18 protein-coding genes are annotated in these 17,895 nt (G+C 34.9%); 17 read left to right on the top strand and 1 reads right to left on the bottom strand.

From position 1 onward, the window contains the following. Nucleotides 1–113: 113 nt before the first annotated feature. The 15 genes from ACN5L8_RS06160 (at nt 114) to ACN5L8_RS06090 (ending at nt 15,113) form a co-directional block, all read left to right on the top strand. Nucleotides 114–2,072 (top strand): DUF2779 domain-containing protein, encoded by a 1,959-nt coding sequence (locus ACN5L8_RS06160; protein WP_419172623.1) that lies wholly within the window; start codon nt 114–116, stop codon nt 2,070–2,072. Then, a complete protein-coding gene (locus tag ACN5L8_RS06155) occupies nt 2,069–2,668 on the top strand; it encodes an HNH endonuclease (RefSeq protein ID WP_419172622.1) in 600 nt (199 codons plus the stop codon). Before ACN5L8_RS06160 ends, ACN5L8_RS06155 begins: the two co-directional genes overlap by 4 nt. Before the next feature lies 1 nt (nt 2,669). Further along, complete coding sequence (locus ACN5L8_RS06150; RefSeq protein WP_419172621.1) at nt 2,670–3,887, top strand: PD-(D/E)XK nuclease family protein; 1,218 nt, start codon at nt 2,670–2,672, stop codon at nt 3,885–3,887. 81 nt (nt 3,888–3,968) lie between these two features. Further along, nucleotides 3,969–4,094 (top strand): hypothetical protein, encoded by a 126-nt coding sequence (locus tag ACN5L8_RS06145; protein ID WP_419172620.1) that lies wholly within the window; start codon nt 3,969–3,971, stop codon nt 4,092–4,094. A gap of 38 nt (nt 4,095–4,132) precedes the next feature. Then, nucleotides 4,133–4,261: a hypothetical protein gene (locus ACN5L8_RS06140; RefSeq protein WP_419172619.1), complete on the top strand. Its 129-nt coding sequence runs from the start codon at nt 4,133–4,135 to the stop codon at nt 4,259–4,261. Between the two features lie 17 nt (nt 4,262–4,278). Continuing rightward, nucleotides 4,279–5,040 carry a hypothetical protein gene (locus ACN5L8_RS06135; protein WP_419172618.1) on the top strand — a complete coding sequence of 254 codons (762 nt, stop codon included), beginning with the start codon at nt 4,279–4,281 and terminating at the stop codon, nt 5,038–5,040. A gap of 4 nt (nt 5,041–5,044) precedes the next feature. Then, nucleotides 5,045–7,633, top strand: coding sequence for an AAA domain-containing protein (locus ACN5L8_RS06130; protein WP_419172617.1), 2,589 nt, complete (start codon nt 5,045–5,047; stop codon nt 7,631–7,633). A gap of 3 nt (nt 7,634–7,636) precedes the next feature. Further along, nucleotides 7,637–8,359 (top strand): hypothetical protein, encoded by a 723-nt coding sequence (locus ACN5L8_RS06125; RefSeq protein ID WP_419172616.1) that lies wholly within the window; start codon nt 7,637–7,639, stop codon nt 8,357–8,359. An 18-nt stretch (nt 8,360–8,377) separates the two neighbouring features. Continuing rightward, complete coding sequence (locus ACN5L8_RS06120) at nt 8,378–9,109, top strand: DUF6998 domain-containing protein (RefSeq protein WP_419172615.1); 732 nt, start codon at nt 8,378–8,380, stop codon at nt 9,107–9,109. Further along, complete coding sequence (locus tag ACN5L8_RS06115; protein WP_419172820.1) at nt 9,078–9,620, top strand: thermonuclease family protein; 543 nt, start codon at nt 9,078–9,080, stop codon at nt 9,618–9,620. Before ACN5L8_RS06120 ends, ACN5L8_RS06115 begins: the two co-directional genes overlap by 32 nt. 111 nt (nt 9,621–9,731) lie before the next feature. Continuing rightward, entirely contained in the window at nt 9,732–10,913 is a 1,182-nt protein-coding gene (locus ACN5L8_RS06110; protein ID WP_419172614.1) for a hypothetical protein, read from the top strand. 139 nt (nt 10,914–11,052) lie between these two features. Then, nucleotides 11,053–13,551 carry a hypothetical protein gene (locus ACN5L8_RS06105; protein WP_419172613.1) on the top strand — a complete coding sequence of 833 codons (2,499 nt, stop codon included), beginning with the start codon at nt 11,053–11,055 and terminating at the stop codon, nt 13,549–13,551. A gap of 125 nt (nt 13,552–13,676) precedes the next feature. Continuing rightward, a complete protein-coding gene (locus tag ACN5L8_RS06100) occupies nt 13,677–14,204 on the top strand; it encodes a flavodoxin domain-containing protein (RefSeq protein ID WP_419172612.1) in 528 nt (175 codons plus the stop codon). A gap of 14 nt (nt 14,205–14,218) precedes the next feature. Next, nucleotides 14,219–14,413 (top strand): YwbE family protein, encoded by a 195-nt coding sequence (locus tag ACN5L8_RS06095; RefSeq protein ID WP_115361335.1) that lies wholly within the window; start codon nt 14,219–14,221, stop codon nt 14,411–14,413. Between the two features lie 43 nt (nt 14,414–14,456). Further along, nucleotides 14,457–15,113, top strand: a complete 657-nt coding sequence (locus tag ACN5L8_RS06090; RefSeq protein ID WP_419172611.1) for a cupin domain-containing protein — start codon at nt 14,457–14,459, stop codon at nt 15,111–15,113. Between the two features lie 32 nt (nt 15,114–15,145). On the opposite strand, the gene ACN5L8_RS06085 is transcribed toward ACN5L8_RS06090, so the two are convergent. Continuing rightward, on the bottom strand, nt 15,146–15,703 hold the full coding sequence (locus tag ACN5L8_RS06085) for an NAD(P)H-dependent oxidoreductase (protein WP_419172610.1): 558 nt from the start codon (nt 15,701–15,703) through the stop codon (nt 15,146–15,148). 58 nt (nt 15,704–15,761) lie between these two features. Here ACN5L8_RS06085 and ACN5L8_RS06080 point away from each other — a divergent pair, with 58 nt between their 5' ends. Continuing rightward, on the top strand, nt 15,762–16,709 hold the full coding sequence (locus tag ACN5L8_RS06080; RefSeq protein WP_419172609.1) for a LysR family transcriptional regulator: 948 nt from the start codon (nt 15,762–15,764) through the stop codon (nt 16,707–16,709). Nucleotides 16,710–16,826: 117 nt separating this feature from the next. Next, nucleotides 16,827–17,804, top strand: a complete 978-nt coding sequence (locus ACN5L8_RS06075) for an SAM-dependent methyltransferase (protein WP_419172608.1) — start codon at nt 16,827–16,829, stop codon at nt 17,802–17,804. Nucleotides 17,805–17,895 lie beyond the last annotated feature (91 nt).

The following is a 17,895-nucleotide window of genomic DNA, read 5'->3' as shown; positions in this document are numbered from 1 at the left end:
CTTGGCATTTTGTGTTTACTCACATTAATTCAAATAGTTGCAGATGATACTTTAAGTGAAACTTAAGTCGTTGATTTTGTTCATTTTTAGCCTTGAAATGTCGATAAACAGGTATGACAAAACCTCGATACTTAACTAAATCAAGATTCAAACTTGGTATGGAATGCCCTACAAAGCTTTTCTATACAGGAAAGAAAGAATATTTGGATTCAAAATTGGATGACTCCTTTTTAGCTGCGCTTGCTGAAGGTGGATTTCAAGTAGGTGAGCTAGCGAAATGTTATCACCCTGGCGGCCATGATATTGCGACTCTTGATTATGAAGAAGCTGAGAGACAGACAAATGAGCTCTTAAAGCAGGATAAAGTTATTATCTATGAACCAGCAATTAGATTTAATAATCTGTTTATTAGAATTGATGTGCTGGTTAAGAATGGAAATCATTTTGAGCTAATTGAAGTAAAAGCCAAATCTTTCGATCCTGATAAAGATTGTTTCATTGGCAAGAAAGGGGGGATCCTTTCAAGTTGGAAACCATATCTTGAAGAGATTGCTTTTCAGAGGCATGTCTTATCTTCGAAGTTTCCTAATGCGACAGTGGATAGTTATCTTATGCTAGCGGATAAGACGTCTCTTTGTCCTGTCGATGGGTTAAATCAGAAGTTTAAAATTGTAAGGGATGACAGTAAGCGAAAGGGATGTGTTGTCTCTAATAGTCTTTGTAAAGAAGATCTTAAAGAACAAATTCTTGTAAAAGTTCCAGTTGATGATGTCATTGATACGATAATGGAAGATGGTATTTTCTTAGAAAATATTGAATACCTTGCATCAGCATATGAAAAAGACGAAAAGATTACTTTCCCAATTGGGGCTCATTGCGCAGGCTGTGAATTTCAGTGCAGTAGCGAAGATGAGGACCAAGGCTATAAAAGTGGATTTATAGAATGTTGGAAAGGAGCTCTTGACTGGGAAGATTCTGACTTTAAAGAATCAAATGTTTTAGAAATTTGGTCGTTTACTGGTAAGCAAAAACTAATTGAAGCAGAAAGAATTAAAATATCAGATCTAACTATTGATGATTTTGAACCTGATACAGATGGTAGGCCAGGAATTTCTGCAAAAGAAAGAAAGTGGCTCCAAGTCGAGAAAGTCCTAAATAATGATAATACTCCTTACTTCGATGCTTTCGGTCTTAAGCTTGAGATGGATAAATGGACCTATCCTTTACATTTTATCGACTTTGAAACAACGATGGTTGCCATTCCTTTTAATAAAGGAAGGCGTCCCTATGAAGCGATAGCTTTTCAATTTTCTCATCATACTGTGTATGAGGATGGAAGAGTGGAGCATTCAGGAGAGTTTTTAAATACCAATGTTGGGGAATTTCCTAATTATGAATTTCTAAGAGAGTTCAAGCGTCAGCTTGAAGAAGACGAGGGAACCATTTTTAGGTATTCACCCCATGAGAATACCTTTTTAAATCATATCTATCGTCAATTAAGAGAAGATGAGTCTGATATCCCAGACAGAGAGGAGCTGTGTGAGTTCATCAAGACAATTACAACATCTTCAAGCTCTCAGGCAGAGAAATGGGAAGGTGATAGGAATATGGTGGATCTATGGCATCTTGTGAAGAGATACTACTATGATCCTGCAACACGTGGATCGAACTCAATTAAAGCTGTACTTCCTGCCATACTAAACTCTAGTGACTTTCTGAAAGAGAAATATGGGAAACCTATCTATGGGACTGACATTGGTATCAAGAGCTTAAACTTCAAAGACTGGCAGTGGCTTGAGATTAAGGATGGCAAAGTTGTTGATCCATACAAGAAGCTTCCAAAGATGTTTACAGATGTGAGTGATAAGAATTTAGAAATATTGACTGAAGATGATGAACTGGCAAACGGTGGAGCAGCTTTAACTGCTTATGGACGTATGCAATTCAGTGAGATGAGTGAAATAGAGAGAAAAGAACTTTTAAGTGCTCTTCTTCGTTACTGTGAGCTTGATACGATGGCCATGGTAATGATTTTTGAGGCTTGGAGGGAGTGGGTAAAGGATAAAAAATGAGTGAGAAATTAATTAAAAAGATGAAAAAGCGAATTAATGGTAAAGGACGACAATGTCCAAAGCAGAGGGTTACAACAGTTAATAATAGTTTTGTTCAAGGGGTCTTACCCTTTAAAACATCAGACGATAAATCAATTTCAAATTATATTAACTCTTTCAAAAAAAATAAAAAGAAAAATCTTCTCTGTATATATTGTAATACTAGAGAAGCTACTACGATTGATCACTTAAATCCCATTGTGAAATCGGGGTTACCCGCTGGATCTTATGATGAAATTAATAATTTTGTACCTGCATGTAGTAGCTGTAATTCTTCGAAGTCTGGAGCCGAGTGGAAAGACTGGCTAGAGAAACAAAGGGAGAAATGTAATAGTAAACGTGTAGTCGATAACCCTACTATAGCAATTAAAAGAGTGGAGGCTTTTGTTAAAAAGCACAAGGCTAATATTGTTGATTTTAAACACTTAGTGAAAAAGGCTGGTGTTGAAAAGGAGTATAATGAATATATAAATATTCAAAAAAAAGTAAAGAAACTTTTAAATGATGCATCTAAGAAAGCAATTATGATTCAAACCGCTGTAAATAAAAAGGTTTAGTATGGATAAAGATAATCTTACTCATAAAGAAATGCTGAAGTATCTAGACGATTTTTTAGTCAACTCAGCAGACCTTGATACACTAACAGATCGGTTGAATCGGTTCAATATATTTAATGTCCTTAAAATTTCAGAAATGGAGATTCGTCACTCTAATACTTTAGGTTGGTTACTAGATCCTAATGAAAGTCACAAATTAGGAGACAAGTTTTTAAGACGTTTCTTATCTGGTGCTATTTTACACGCAGAAGATGTTGATCTCGACCTTCGTGCTGCAGCAGTTGAGCTGATGGATTTTTATAATATTGAAGTTAGAAGGGAGTATCGTGATATTGATGTACTTGTAGTGGATAATACTAATAATCTTGTAACAGTAATTGAGAATAAAATTAACTCTAAGGAATCAAGAGGCCAGCTTGATAAATATAATAAAGTAATTGATGAGGAGTTTCCTACATATCAGAAAGTAAAAATATACTTAACAGTTGATGGAGAAGACCCTTCTGATCATGCACAAAGTCTTGGTTATTTTCCATTCTCACACCTTGAAGTTCTTCAAATTTTACAGCCTCTCCTTGAAGCTAATAGAACTAATATTCCAGATGAACCATACATTTTTATTAATCATTATTTAGATACATTAAGGATTTTAACAATGGAAGACAAAGAAGTTATAGAATTGTGCCGAAAAATTTACAAAAAGCACCGTGTGGCGATTGATCTTATTAATCAATTTGCAACGAGTACGAATTTTAACGATGAGGCTTTTGAAGTTGTAAAAGAAGCAATCCCTGATGGAATTAGATCAAAAGCTTGGGCAAGACTATACTTCCTAACACCAAAGTTGAATGAATTATTACCTCAGTATGGAGGGGAAAATTATTATTCTTTTTTACGAGAAACACCAATGGTTATATGGTTCAAGAGATCTAAGAAAAAGGATAAATGCATGATGGGGATTGAAGTTGGTGACTTCCCTGAATATGCAAAAAGAAAAAAATTTCTGGATCACCTTGTGTCGCTTGGGTTTGATATCAAACAACAGAGTTATAAAGAGGATTCAAGGATATCTAGGGTTAAGACTTACACCGTAAACTTTGATGAAGAAAACAATGGTGATGATGCGAACATTGTTAAGGCATGCTTTGAAAAATTATATAAAAAAGCAAAGGCTGATATAGAGAAAATTGAGACATCCTTAGAGTTTTATGAATGGTAATGAAAAGATTGTTAAGTCAAAAGCTTTTGTGTGTTTGATAATCTTTTCTAGTGACCTTTGAAATCAATGTATGGAGAAAAAATGACAATTGATCAAATAAATAAACTTCCAGAAGGTGAAGGAAAAATGGATGTTAAAGTGGTCGCGAAAGTTACGAAAATAAATCCAGTAAAAACAAGCTTAGGCCAATATATATATGCTTTGTAGAGATTGAAGATAGCTCAGCTCATATTGAATGTATTATTATGCCAAAAGAATATGAAGAATACAAAGAAATGCTAAAAGTTAACAAAACTTATGAGATAGAGGGAAAGGTTAACTTACTAGAAATAGTGAAAAAAATCATTCCTAGAAAAATTAAATTCCAGGATTAGTTAAAGGTAAGTGTGAAATGTATAATAATAAGGTTGTAAGATGGATTTCAAGCCTGTCTGGATTTCAGGGCGGGAATCCATCTGCTAAAATATGGTTTTGTGGACTTGAGTACCAAGGGATGGATATTTTAGAAGAAATTTATTGTATGAAGAAGCTTCATTGTGTTGAATGTCCGCCTCATTTAACTACTAAGGATATCGCTGCGCACATGAAAGAGGGTTTTAATAGAAATATTTTAAGGATTGCACAAGCTTATCTTGCGAAGAATATTACGGGGAATATTTTTAGTTCTGACTCTGATCTATTTAAACTCAATCTTTATCCGTTGCCACAAGCTTCATCTGTAGAATCATATGAAGAGGATGTATTCAAAAAAACAGGTATTCGTACGAAGTCAGAATTACGTTCAATCTGTATTAATAACAATCTGATTGGTGTACCTAGTCGTTTTGATAATTTTAAATCATTATTAGAGTTAAATAAGAATAATGTTGAAGTTATTGTTTGTTGTTCCCGGCTCGCAATAGATAACTTTCTCTTAGCCTTTGCTGATACTGAAGGGTTTTATGAGTATAAAGAGCAATTAGAAAAAGTTGAGCAAATCCCTAGAATGTACACAGGAATGTTAAACAAGTATTACTCTTGGTGTCGTCTGAAATCTGGTACCTATCTTTTTGTGATACCTTTTGTTACAGGTCGTGCATCTGCAGTGAAGGGTGAAAAAGAACTCATATTCATAGGTGAAAAAATTAAAGAGATTGTATCAAGGAATAAGTGAATAAATGAAAGGTGAGATAATTCTCCTTAAGGGAGAAGATAGAACAAAAGACATTAAATCGATTACGCGCAATGGGAAGAAGTTTAGTGTCACCTTCAAGTCTGGTAAGACATATACATATGCTTCAAATAACGTCAAAGTAATTAAGTCTTCATCACAATCTGAAAGATCAAAAAGTGTCCTGAATTACCTAACTAAAATTGCTAATAAAATTGGTCTTGAGATGAAATTTTCGGATGGTCAGCGAATTAATATTCTCGCATATAATTATTCAAAAATTAGTTATGTTGAACCGGGCGGAATGTTAGATGTCTTTTTAAATGGAAAATTAAAAGAATCAAATGAAGAGGCAGATAATAATCCTGTCACACCGATCTTCCCGTTTGGTTTTAATGAGAGTCAAAAGAAAGCAGTAGATGAAGCGGTAAGTAATAAACTCAGCCTGATTGAAGGGCCACCTGGGACGGGGAAGACTCAAACAATTTTAAATATAATTGCAAATGCGGCTATTAATGGTGAATCAATTGCAGTTGTTTCTAGTAATAATTCTGCGACTCAAAATGTGTTTGATAAGTTAGAGCAGTATGGTGTTGGATTTATTGCAGCTTATCTTGGGAATAGTGACAATAAGAAAGAGTTTGTTGAATCTCAAAAGCCTCGCCCTGATATGCAAAGCTGGAAGCTTGAGGGCGAAGAGAGTGAAAAACTTTTAGGTAAGCTTGTTTTGATGAATAAGGAACTCCAAGAAAAACTTAAGCAAAAAATAGAGCTTTCTAATCTTAAGCATCAACTAAGTTCTGTTGAGACAGAGGCAAATCATTTTAAAAAGTATATTGCTAAGAGTGAAACGTTTGAATTGATAGATGAAGTGTTGAATATAAGAGAAGCAAAGAAAGCACTCTTATCATGGATTATGTGCGAAGAATTTAAGGAGATGAGTCGGTTTAGTGTAATATTTGAAAGAATTAAATCAATATTCTTTGGTAAGGCCGGGAGTAAGATTTATATTTACGACTTGATAGAGAAGTATTCAAAAGAGGAATTGATATTTCAATTTCAATGCCGCTTTTATGAGTTAAAGCTTATTGAACTAAGAGAGAAGGTTGGCTCATTAGAGAACACATTAAGCGTATACGACTTTGGCCGTAGGATGAAAGAGTATTCAGATTTGTCCTTTAAGTTGTTTAAATCGAAACTCGCAGAGAAATACCATCATAAAAAACAAAGAATTTATGATTTAGAAGATATTAAAAATAGTCCAGTAGATTTTCTTAATGATTATCCAGTAATCCTAAGTACGACTTATTCAATAAGAAGTAGCTTGTCTCAAAATATCACTTATGATTACGTCATTGTTGATGAATCATCACAGGTCAATTTATGCACAGGTGCTCTTGCTCTTTCTTGTGCACGTAAGGCCGTGGTTGTTGGGGATTTGAAACAGCTCCCTCATGTCGTTGACTCTAGAACAGCAGATATTACAGATGAGATTTTTGAAGAGTTTGATATAGTCGAGAGCTACCGATATAAAAACCAGAGTCTTTTATCCTCTCTAATTGAATTATTTCCCGATGCCCCGAGAACATTACTCCGCGAGCATTACCGCTGTCATCCGAAAATTATCGATTTCTGTAATAAGAAATTCTATGATGGTCAACTTGTCGTACTAAGTGAAAATAAAAGTAAGCGAGAGCCCTTAATAGTTTATAAGACTGTTCAAGGAAATCATGCACGAAGTCGCATGAATCAGCGACAGATTGATGTAATCAAGAATGAAATTATTACTGAACAAAGTTTAAATGTAGATGATGGTTCTCTAGGAATCATTACGCCTTATCGAGATCAGACAAATGCTCTACAAAAAGCATTCTCAGATACAGCGATAAAAGCCGATACAGTTGATAAATTTCAAGGACAGGAGAATGATGTCGTTATCCTTTCGACTGTTGATAATGAAATATCTGAATTCACTGATAATGCAAATCGCTTAAATGTTGCAATTTCTAGGGCAAAGGATCAGTTAATCTTAGTTGTTAATGATCATGATTCAATTAAGGATACAAATATCGGTGCTCTAGTTAGGTATATTGAATATAACAACTTTTCTATTATTAAGAGTAAGGTTAACTCTGTTTTTGATTATCTATATGACAGCTATAAACAGGAACGAGAGGAGTATCTAAAACGCACAAAAAGAGTTTCTCAATACGATAGTGAAAACTTAGCATATAAATTGATTTCTGAGGTGATTAGAGAACTAAATCTGCAAGAGGGAACTTCATATAGTTGTAGCTCTCATATTCCAGTTAAAATGATTGTTAACGACTATAGCTCCTTAACAGAAGAAGAAATTAAATATGCAATGAACTCATGGACCCATGTCGATTTTCTCATTTATGATACGTTTGGAAAGATGCCAAAACTTGCAATTGAAGTAGATGGTGTGAACTATCATAAAGAAGGAAGTAGGCAAGGTGAGAAGGATCTTTTAAAGAATAGTATATTTGAAAAGATAGGTGTTCCACTTTTAAGGCTTAGAACTGATGGGAGTGGGGAGAGAGAAAAAATAACAAAGAGTTTAAGGGAAAGTTAGAATATGCCATTAAGTTTAATTATCGCATTAGGATTTACTCTATTTACTATTGTCGGTGAGTATTATCTTTTCAAAAATAGAAAAAAGAAAGAGGCGTACAGTGCTGCTTTTGTTACTTTTTTCGCAGCGTTTGGCGGTTATGTTAGTAATCAATTTGTCGAAGTGTCAGTGTATCCAAGTGCAGAGTCTTTGGTAATTTTAAATAAAGCAACATCCAATATGAATAATGTTATGACTGAGTTGGAAATTAGTGCTGATTTTCGCGCTAATCGAGTTATAGCAAGCCCTAGAATTGAAGATATTCATAAACTTGATAAATTCTTTAATACTTTGGGTTACTTTGATGTAAATAGTCCAAATGAAACAATGTTAAAAAAGTTACAGAAAAAAGGTTTTATTGATACCAACAGTTTAACAACTGAATGTTTTTTTCAAGAAGAGACTCGTATAGACACAGCAGTAATTATAAATACATCAGATTGCCTTCCATTTAATATATATTTCGAGAAAGTATTTAAAGGGTTACATCAGATACACCTTACGAACAAAATTGAAGGGAGTGTAGTACAAGGAATGCAAAGATTACAAATTCCACATAAAGGTGCTAATTTTGTAACATATAACCATGAACTATATATTATTTCGATTCCACGAGCAGATCACGTATCCTCCCCTGAAAAACAGTTTGCAAGTATTGTGGTTCATAAAATTAAAGATAAGATTTGATTTATGAATGTATCCCTTATGAACGAATTAAAAGAGCTTTGGCTCAAGTATAATGAATACACAAATAAGCTTTCTGAAGTTCTTGGACGAACGAGTAATATTGTTGGAGAATATGCTGAGCACTTGGCCCTCCAATATTATGGAGGAGAACTTCTACCTGCTTCTGAGAAAAGTGCAGACTTAACAGGCCCTAAAGGGAAGCTCTATCAGATAAAAGCAAGAAAACTTAAAACTGGAACAACTTCTCAATTGGGAATAATTAGGAGTTGGAATTTTGATTATCTAGTTGTTTACCTCTTCGGATATGATGGAAGTGTGAATTATGCACTCGAATATCCTGTCGATGTAGCTAAAGAGTATGCTAAGCAAAATGATCATCAAAATGATACGTTATTACTACAACTAAGAAATTTTAGAAGATCCAAGGGCAAAGAAGTTAAAATGAAGACACCTATCCACGCAATCAATAGATTCAAAAAGCGTATCGGTCATGAGATTACAGAGTCTGAATTACAAGAGTTAAATGAATTAATCATCAATGATGATGAATGTGTTGAGCTTGTAAAGTGGCGCCGTGGTAACGACATATCTGTATATAAGATAAATTGGCAGGGCCTTGAATTTTACGCAATCTACTTTCTTACCGAATATCGTATTATTAGTTTCAGAAATATTGAAGATGAGGTTCACGAGGACTTAGGTGAGTATTGGCGTGAGCATGATATGCAAAAACTTTGGGATAAGGAATAGGGCTAATATATCTTTCAAAATATCCGATAGGTTACGTATGAAATACATAACCCTCACACTCCTAATCTCAATCTTTCAATTAACAACATACGCAACACCAGACTGCACCCACGACGCCAAGAACTTCCGCTGCGTAAAGTATGTGAAGAACTACGATGCGGACACGGTGACATTTGATATTCCAAATGTGCATCCGCTGATTGGAAGTAGAATCAATGTGCGAGTGAGTGGCGTGGATACACCGGAGATTCGAACGAAGAATACGTGCGAGAAGAGTAAGGGGCGAGATGCGAAGAAGATTGTGACGAATCTTTTAAAGCACGCCAAGCGCATTGATCTAGAGAATGTGCAAAGAGGTAAGTACTTTCGCGTGGTGGCCGATGTGAAAATCGATGGCCAGTCGTTGTCATACTATCTTCTTAAAAATGGCCTTGCCTATGCTTACGATGGCGGCACGAAGAAGAAGGTGGATTGGTGTAAGTCGAATCGCGAGATTGCGTCGGAGAATTAGCTCTCATAGAAGTTCATAAATATTTCAGTTAGTTGTATTCTATACCTTGTTTTATTCATAAGTTCCTGATTTTGTTCATTTTTATGCCATAATATGTCGATGAGATCTTATATGAAAACATATTTACTATTCATTATTCTATTTGTTTCAATCACAGTAAGTGCTGGCGAAAAAGAGTCTCAAGATTCACCTGAGGTAATAATAACTGATGATTACTATATTAATATCGTTTGTGATGAAGAAAGAGCTGCTGAGAGTGTTACTTGTGAGTATTCTGGAGAGTCATATTTTAAGGGGGCTTCTGCAGTTTGGAAGTTTAATGGAGAATATGTCGATAAACCGAACTTTAAAATAGCTCTTATAAAAGATAAAAATACAGTCGAGCTTTTTAGGAAGAATGGAAAGAGCGAAGCTTTAATGGACACATATGTATTCTATAGAAAACATGTTGGTATAGAAAATAAAAATGGCTTCAAAGATATCCCAAATATTGTTTACTTTTGTGACCAATCTTTTGAAGAATCTATTGAATTGAAATCTCCTCTCGATAAATCAAAAGCTAAGGTTAAAGTCTTTGTTGAAGATAAGCTATTAGATGATTCATCCGTTAATATTCGAGATAACTTCGTCTTGTTTAAATTGAAGATGGTCAAGAATAGACTTAACGTGAAGTTAGTTTATCTTGAGGGTGATCATAAGTCTGAACTACATATGACTTATCTGAGAGGAGATGGCAAGGTTACGTTTTCAAAACATTTTGATACGAAAATTGCATATATTAGCTTTGTAGAAGAAGAAATTGAGCGTTGGAAAACCGTAACTCAAGAGATAGTAGGAGACGAAATTAGAAACCTATTTGATGGCTTTTACTTTGTGTATGTTAACGGTGAGACAGAGCTTGGAAAATATATTCAAGTTGTTAATGGAAAAACTTCAGTGATTCATCAATTGCAGTTTAATCGATCGGAATATGTCCAAGATTTGGAATTTAAGACTTTAGATACCGCACCTATCATAAAAGGGGATGAGTTCACTTACAAATCAGGAACGAAAGTCCTTTTTCAAAAAACGAATATGGGCGATAGTGAGGGATTGTCTATTCCTTTTGATGTTAATGAGTCTATGAGGAATACGTTAATTTTTGTTATCATAAAGTCTAAGGGGAAGGTAGAGGTCCATCCTTTTGATTTAGGGAATAGGTATAAAGCAGCACATAATTCTGGTTTTGAAGTTAATTCAATAGTTGAAAAGAATAGTGATGTCTTTATTTCGTACTGGTATATCAAGAAATGATTAAGCGTGTTTCATACAATTGGGACATTTTCTCTTTATTGATATTTGTATTACTTGCTATCAATTATCAAATTAAAAAAAATCTGGAGCGACAGTTTACAAGAAGTAGGTATACAAAAGTACATGGGGAAAGTAAGTAATGAATACAAAAAAACTTCTAAGTATACTTTTGGGGCTTGTTATTCTTGCCATATTCTGTGGTGCTGCGCCGAAAAAGGGGGAGAGGTTTACTTTAGAATCACTTGAGCTAGATCTAGAAGTAAAGAGACAGTTAGACTTAGTGTCAACTTCCTATAGAGCTGAGTCTGATGATGTTGGGGCTAGGCAACTTTCTAGCTATCTCTCTTCAAAAGATAGTGGGGTCTGTTTTGATCTTCAGAACTCTATTTTGTTTGTTAATAAAAACTGCATCGATCAGGATTTATATTTAATTCATATTAGAAAATTAAAGTTCAAATATTTCATTGTTGACTTAAGTGATGAGGACTTAATAGATTCTTTTTTTAAGAAGCTTGATTTTATAAAAAATCAAATACACTTCTATGGAAGAACTTTAGTTTTAAGAAATGAACTTAGAGGCATGCAGTATAAAGGTGTTTTAATTGCGAATAAAAATTGGGAGTTGATCTCCCTTGATAACGATAGTTTTATTGTGATCCCTGAGAATACCGACTTCTATGAAAAAGTAAGAGAGTTAAAATTAGATGAAAAATTTAGAAGAGTACACTTGTCAAAATTCTTTACTTTCAAAACTTCAGATAATGGAAAAGAAAAGGAACTCGTTAGCCCCTTTAGTAGAAATAATGATTATATTGTACAATACATAAAAAATTATAAATCTCCCTTTCTACATATTTCATATGATGTATATGATTTCTCAAGAAAAGAACTAAAAAATGCTATAAGTAATAATACTTATATCGAAGATGTTGAAATCTCTTTTTCTACTCGTGCTATTTATGATGAAGCAATATCTATTAGAAAAATTCCTGCTTACTATAGGGGAATTCTAAATTTTCCTATGGTTAAATCTCTTGTTATTGGTGGAGTAATTGATGATAAATTTAGTGTAAATAATAGTCGTATAAGTAACCTTGATAGAATGAAAATTGAGGAAACAGTGGATCGAAAGAAATTCAAAAATGGTGTGTGGATACGTCATATGCGTGAGGATCGACCATTAGAAGTGCCATGTGAAAGAACAGTAGGGCAATCCGCTAACCTTAAATATCTATGTCTCAACCTATCATATGTATCCAGTGACGATTTTGATATTATTGTTAAAAGAATATCAACTCTTGAAAAATTAAAGGCCGTACGTATAGATGGCATCAGTAGAGAAAGATATAAAAAGATCTATCCTCTATTAAACTCTAAGGAACTGGATCTTCTTGTTATGTTTGTCGACAAGGGTGAATATTTTAGTGCGAATTCAAGCTCTCTTGAGCCTTCTCTGAGTAAGTACTTTATCACAGACTTCTATGAAGGAGTTAAGTATGATGACTTTGATTCAATCCTAGATGTTTTAAGCTTTATTAATAATTCAAAAAACAGAATTCATCTTGGTGATATAAATATCAAGAGTTTAAACAAGAAGTTTGAGGCTATGTTTGATGATAAAATTTTAAATGACTCAATAAGTATAATCAGTGAGTTGGAGAGGGGAGCTAAGCCAAGTCCTCTTATAGATAAATATTTGAAAACTTATTTGAAAAATAAGAAACTCAAGAGACTATTTTCTAGTTTATTAAGTTTATGTCTTGAGAATCAGTGTTCTGTACGTGTATTTAAAATTATTTTTAAAATGACAAAATCAAAAGGAATTGAATCTCCTTTAAAAAATTATCGAATTTGGGTTGCCGCTTTACTTTTTTATGACCAGAACTTTGTTGATTATTTAAATCTTCATTCTACGCAGATTAAAATTGGAAATACTGATAGCTTCTATCAGGTGAATTTAGACGGTAGTAAGAGAGTTAGAAAGTTCTTAGATGAAGTTTATAAAGGTGATAAAAAACTTCATGTTGAAAGTAAAAAGGCGATGACTCTATCAAGCGAGTACAAAAGATTAGAAAGTATTAAAGGGAAGAGGATCGGTTTTATATCTCCTAGAGGCTACAATATTTTAAGAATGGAAAAATTTAATAATATACCAGTATTAAAGAAACCGAGTTGGGAAAGTGAAGTGAGTGGATACATTTCAAATGAGAACTATATGTCAAAAATCGTTGGTGCTGTAGAAATACACTATGAATATATGACTTTGGAAGTTTTTGAAATGAATGGACCTTGGTTTAATATTAGATATGATGGAAAAAGTGCTTGGGTACATGACCTTTACTTTCAAGATTTTATTGCTGTAGATAAGCGTTGGGTAGGTCAATCCAGTGCTGTTAATAATCTTTCTAGCTACTATCCAAATCCTGGAGCCAAAGAGAAAGTTCAAATTGATCGTTCCATTAATTACTGTAGTGGTTTTGAACTAAAAGAGACAACAGTTAAGGATGGTGAAGTTTGGCTAAAAGGTAACTATGGTCATTCGCTATGTGGTGAAAATGGCGATGGAACAGGGCCTTGCCAGATTTTGTATGATATTTGGATTAAAGAAGAAAGTGTTAACGCTCTTAGAGGATGTTAACTAATATTCTAAAATCTTTGGTTCTAGGTGCTTATTCTTCACGTAAAGGTCTACTGGAATCCTTTGAAGCCTTTGCAATAAATTAAGTTTTTATCCTAAAACCAATCGTTTAAAATCGTATTACCATGAAAAAAGCATTTATCATCTATGCAACACGTGAAGGTCAAACCGAGAAGGTTGCACATAAAATTCGTGATCACTTTATTGAAGCTAAGCTCGAAACCTCTCTTCATGATGCAAGGACAATAGGGAATGTGAATTTAGAGGATTTTGATCTATTAGTCTTTGGTGGCTCCATGCATATTGGTGGGATCGAAAAAGAGTTGGTTAGCTTTATCAATGATCACAAGGAACAAATCGAATCAAAGCCGAATGCCTTCTTTCTTGTTCTATTAAGTGCGGCGACAAAAGATCCTGTGTTAAAGGAAGAGTGGTTAAACGATGCCCGCAAGAGAGTCGACAAGCAACTTATAACAACGTTTAATCGGATTGAAATGGTGGCCGGGGCACTAAAGTATTCGAAGTATTCATGGCCTATGAAGTGGATTATGAGAATGATTGCTAAGAGGGCCGGTGAAGGAACAGACTTTGGCCGTGATTATGAATACACTGATTGGAAGAAAGTTAAGGAATTTGCGTATAGTCTAATATAGGGTATAAATAAACCATGGAAGGAAATGTAAGAGACCACATTGAAATAGGCGAGCGAGTTCGCATCGTCTTAAAGAAAGATCAGCGCACAGGTGAGTTAACAGAAGGTATTGTAAAAGATATCCTAACAAAGTCAGATTATCATCCACATGGGATTAAGGTTCGTCTTGAAAGTGGTGATGTTGGGCGAGTTAAAGAAATCCTTGATTGATAAAGCTGGGACGCATATCGAAAAGTATGCAGGAACTTGTAATATGAAAGAAAATTATAATTTAGACTTTTCAAAAAACTTAGCTATTAATACTTCCGAGATGGATTGGGTAAAATCTCCTTCACCAAATGTATTAAGAAAACCTCTAGAAAGAGAAGCTAAAGAATCTGGCCATACCACATCAGTCGTACAGTATTTACCGAACTCAAAATTCAGTGAACATACACACCCGCTAGGGGAAGAGATCTTTGTTTTAGAAGGGGTGTTTTCTGACGAACATGGTGACTATCCGGCCGGTACTTATATTCGAAACCCTCCTGGATCATCTCATTCACCTTTTAGTCGTGAAGGCTGTATTATATTTGTAAAATTAAATCAATTTTCTCCAGAAGATAAGAAAAGAATCGTAGTGGATACTAAAACAACTCAATGGCATCCAGGTCACGGAAATTTAGAAGTGATGCCTCTTCATCGATTTGGAACTGAAAGTGTCGCTTTGGTTAAATGGCCACAGGGTGAGAGGTTTATTTCCCATACCCACTTTGGAGGAGAGGAGATATTTGTCTTAAGTGGTGAATTTCGAGATGAACATGGCGTTTACCCAAAAGGAGCTTGGCTTAGAAGTTGCCATCTCTCCAATCACCACCCTTGGGTTGAGAAGGAAACCATAATCTTTGTGAAAACAGGGCATCTAATTTAAATAGAAAAGGACAAAAATCGTTTCCACACTAACTAAAAAGTCTTAATCACCCTTTCGCGAGCTTCTGCGTCGAGGCTACCGACACTTCCGATACGATGTATCTTTTTAACTTTAATGCCGCAAAAGCCAAGTATATCTCGTTTAAGGATTGTTGCGGCCGGGTCTTTTAGTAAGTAACGTCTGTACCAAGCCGGCGCATCACTTAATAAGACAAGCTCTGCTGTTTTACCTGTGAGAAGCTTTTCTTGAACCATTTTTCCTTTGTGGAATTTGAAGGCAAAGCCAGGAAGAAGCGTTCTATCAAAGAAGCCCTTTAGGATTGCAGGATATGTCGACCACCAGATGGGAGTGGTGATGATAATATGATCACTTTTCTTGATTTGCTTTTGAGCGGATTCAAGGTCTGCTTCAAGGGTGTCGATTTTCTCTCGATCAGAATATCCCTTAAAGCTTATTTCAAAGTCAATTGACGCAAGATTTAATAGGGTTACATCGTGGCCTTTCGTGAGGTGAGTCTCATGGATCTTATTTGAGATGCTTGTTGTAAAGCTTTCAAGGTTTGGATGGGCATTAATAATTAAGACTTTCATATGATTCTCCCGTGTCATTTAGTACATTTTACAATTTGTCATTGTATAAATAAAATGAATGTTGATAATTACAGGTATTAGTCATATGAATATTAGAAATTTTGATCTCAATTTATTAGTTATCTTTAAGGACTTATTTAATACGTTAAGTGTAAGTCAGACAGCGACAAATTTAGGGCTTTCTCAGCCTGCTGTCAGCCATGCCCTTAATCGTTTACGTGATAGTCTTAATGATGAGCTATTTATAAGAACTGCTCGAACTTTTATTCCAACAGATAAGGCCATTCAACTCGGCTCATTTCTGGAAACTTATTTAAATGAGCTTGAGAGGAATCTCTTTGAACAAGAGGGGTGGGATTCTCAAAACTCTAGCAAAGAGTTTAGGGTTTCTGGGACAGCATTTGATTCATTTATGTGGGTTCCTAAGTTAATGGAGTCATTAGTAGAGAGCGCACCTAAGCTTAAGGTTACGATGAAAGGGATTGTTCTTGAGGATTTCTTAGATCGAATGATAAGAGGTGAGATTGATTTAAGTTTTGCTGGAAATCTTGATGAGATTAATAATTTTAGTATCGAAACTCTTGGTACCCACGACTTTTGTATTATTGCGAGTAAATCCAATTCTCAATATAAAAAGAAGATCTCGCTAAAGCAGTATTTAAAGGCCGGGCATGTTCTCTATACTCCAACAGAGAAGCCTGGTAGTGATATTGATAATTACCTTAGTAGCATTGGCGAAAGCCGAAATATATTGGTTAAGACTTCATACCTTAATTCCATCCCAAGGCTTGTCGAGAAGAGAAATATGTTATCGATGGTTCCTCTTGCCTATGGGAAAACTGTGGCAAAGTATTTTGATCTCAAGCTATATGATGTCCCTTTTGAAGTGAGTCCATTTAAGCATCAGATGGTTTGGCACAAGAGCCGCCAAAACTCTTCTTCTCATAAATGGCTAAGGGATTATATCCGCGATAGTTATTGGGACTTTATTCAAGAAGTCAGTTAAGGATTTCTACAAATCCATTTTATGTGCCATGCACCTTTTGTTTCGCAGTTGCGCAACAAAAGGTGCATGGCACCTCATTAAGTGCTATGATTGAAAAAATCATATTTAAGGAACTCAATGAGCAAGCCACAATTTATCTTCGTATGTACCAATCCTGGAAATGAAATACTTTTAAAAGAAGAAATTAAGATATTTTATCCTGAGTTAGTCTTTAGCTTTTCAAAGAAAGGCTTTGTGACATTTAAAAATACAGGTATTGAGTATGACCTAAAAACAATTTCTCAGCTGCAGCTAACGTTTGCTACTCGTAGTGGAATCTTCTTTGGGAAGTCGACGCCTGAGACTATCGCGCAAGATGTGAAGGCATCGGGACTTGATAGTGAAAACCATATGATTCATAGCTTTGAAATTGGTTGTGAAACTGATTTTGATGCAGCTAAGACTTTTGGCCGTGAGGTGAATGAGTATAGCGCCGAAGGTAAGATTGTCATCGATTTAATTAGCTTAGGACCAAATGAAATATGGTTTGGGGCCCATAGTGTGGCCAACGGATGTACGCGCTATCCAAATTCAATTGTTGAGATAGAGACGCCTAAGAATGCTATTTCAAAGGGCCATTTAAAACTTGCTCAAATCGTTAAGTTATATGCTGTGAAATTATTTAAAGGTGATCGCTGGCTTGATTTTGGTTGTGCTCCAGGTGGAGCGGCCCAATATCTTTTGGATAATGGTTGTAAGGTTGTGGGGATTGATCCCGCTGAAGTGAGTCCAGTAGTAGGTAAGCACAAGAATTTTACTCATATGAAAAGGTCTGTACAAGATCTCTCTCATGAAGATTTACTGGAAGAGGTGCGTTGGATTCATGCCGATATAAATATAAATCCAAAACAATCTATTAAAGAGGTCTTAAGACTTGCTAAGAAGTATAATCGCACACTTAAGGGAATCATTTTTACAGTTCAGGTTGTAAAGATAGAGTATATTGAAAATATCGAAGAGTTCGAAGACCAGTTTTACGATTGGGGATTTAATAATATCATTAGTCGCCAGGTTCCTGCGCATAAGAAAGAGTATGTGATTTTGGCCACTCGCTAAAGAAATTCTCGATTAATTAGTATTAATTTGATTTTGTGTTTTTCCTGATATACCCTAGGGGGGTATGTTGATAGCATACGTTTCCATAGGA

The organism is Halobacteriovorax sp. (assembly GCF_048381875.1).
Classification (GTDB): domain Bacteria; phylum Bdellovibrionota; class Bacteriovoracia; order Bacteriovoracales; family Bacteriovoracaceae; genus Halobacteriovorax_A; species Halobacteriovorax_A vibrionivorans.
This window is presented reverse-complemented; position numbering and strand designations above follow the sequence as displayed.

Excerpts from the sequence above, each read along its gene's own strand:
- ACN5L8_RS06095 (WP_115361335.1), top strand. The coding sequence starts at position 14,219 with ATGGAAGGAAATGTAAGAGACCACATTGAAATAGGCGAGCGAGTTCGC.
- ACN5L8_RS06125 (WP_419172616.1), top strand. The coding sequence starts at position 7,637 with ATGCCATTAAGTTTAATTATCGCATTAGGATTTACTCTATTTACTATT.
- ACN5L8_RS06135 (WP_419172618.1), top strand. The coding sequence starts at position 4,279 with ATGTATAATAATAAGGTTGTAAGATGGATTTCAAGCCTGTCTGGATTT.
- ACN5L8_RS06120 (WP_419172615.1), top strand. The coding sequence starts at position 8,378 with ATGAACGAATTAAAAGAGCTTTGGCTCAAGTATAATGAATACACAAAT.
- ACN5L8_RS06155 (WP_419172622.1), top strand. The coding sequence starts at position 2,069 with ATGAGTGAGAAATTAATTAAAAAGATGAAAAAGCGAATTAATGGTAAA.
- ACN5L8_RS06075 (WP_419172608.1), top strand. The coding sequence starts at position 16,827 with ATGAGCAAGCCACAATTTATCTTCGTATGTACCAATCCTGGAAATGAA.
- ACN5L8_RS06145 (WP_419172620.1), top strand. The coding sequence starts at position 3,969 with ATGACAATTGATCAAATAAATAAACTTCCAGAAGGTGAAGGAAAAATG.
- ACN5L8_RS06140 (WP_419172619.1), top strand. The coding sequence starts at position 4,133 with ATGCCAAAAGAATATGAAGAATACAAAGAAATGCTAAAAGTTAACAAA.
- ACN5L8_RS06115 (WP_419172820.1), top strand. The coding sequence starts at position 9,078 with ATGATATGCAAAAACTTTGGGATAAGGAATAGGGCTAATATATCTTTC.
- ACN5L8_RS06100 (WP_419172612.1), top strand. The coding sequence starts at position 13,677 with ATGAAAAAAGCATTTATCATCTATGCAACACGTGAAGGTCAAACCGAG.
- ACN5L8_RS06150 (WP_419172621.1), top strand. The coding sequence starts at position 2,670 with ATGGATAAAGATAATCTTACTCATAAAGAAATGCTGAAGTATCTAGAC.
- ACN5L8_RS06080 (WP_419172609.1), top strand. The coding sequence starts at position 15,762 with ATGTTGATAATTACAGGTATTAGTCATATGAATATTAGAAATTTTGAT.
- ACN5L8_RS06085 (WP_419172610.1), bottom strand. The coding sequence starts at position 15,703 with ATGAAAGTCTTAATTATTAATGCCCATCCAAACCTTGAAAGCTTTACA.
- ACN5L8_RS06130 (WP_419172617.1), top strand. The coding sequence starts at position 5,045 with ATGAAAGGTGAGATAATTCTCCTTAAGGGAGAAGATAGAACAAAAGAC.
- ACN5L8_RS06110 (WP_419172614.1), top strand. The coding sequence starts at position 9,732 with ATGAAAACATATTTACTATTCATTATTCTATTTGTTTCAATCACAGTA.
- ACN5L8_RS06160 (WP_419172623.1), top strand. The coding sequence starts at position 114 with ATGACAAAACCTCGATACTTAACTAAATCAAGATTCAAACTTGGTATG.
- ACN5L8_RS06090 (WP_419172611.1), top strand. The coding sequence starts at position 14,457 with ATGAAAGAAAATTATAATTTAGACTTTTCAAAAAACTTAGCTATTAAT.
- ACN5L8_RS06105 (WP_419172613.1), top strand. The coding sequence starts at position 11,053 with ATGAATACAAAAAAACTTCTAAGTATACTTTTGGGGCTTGTTATTCTT.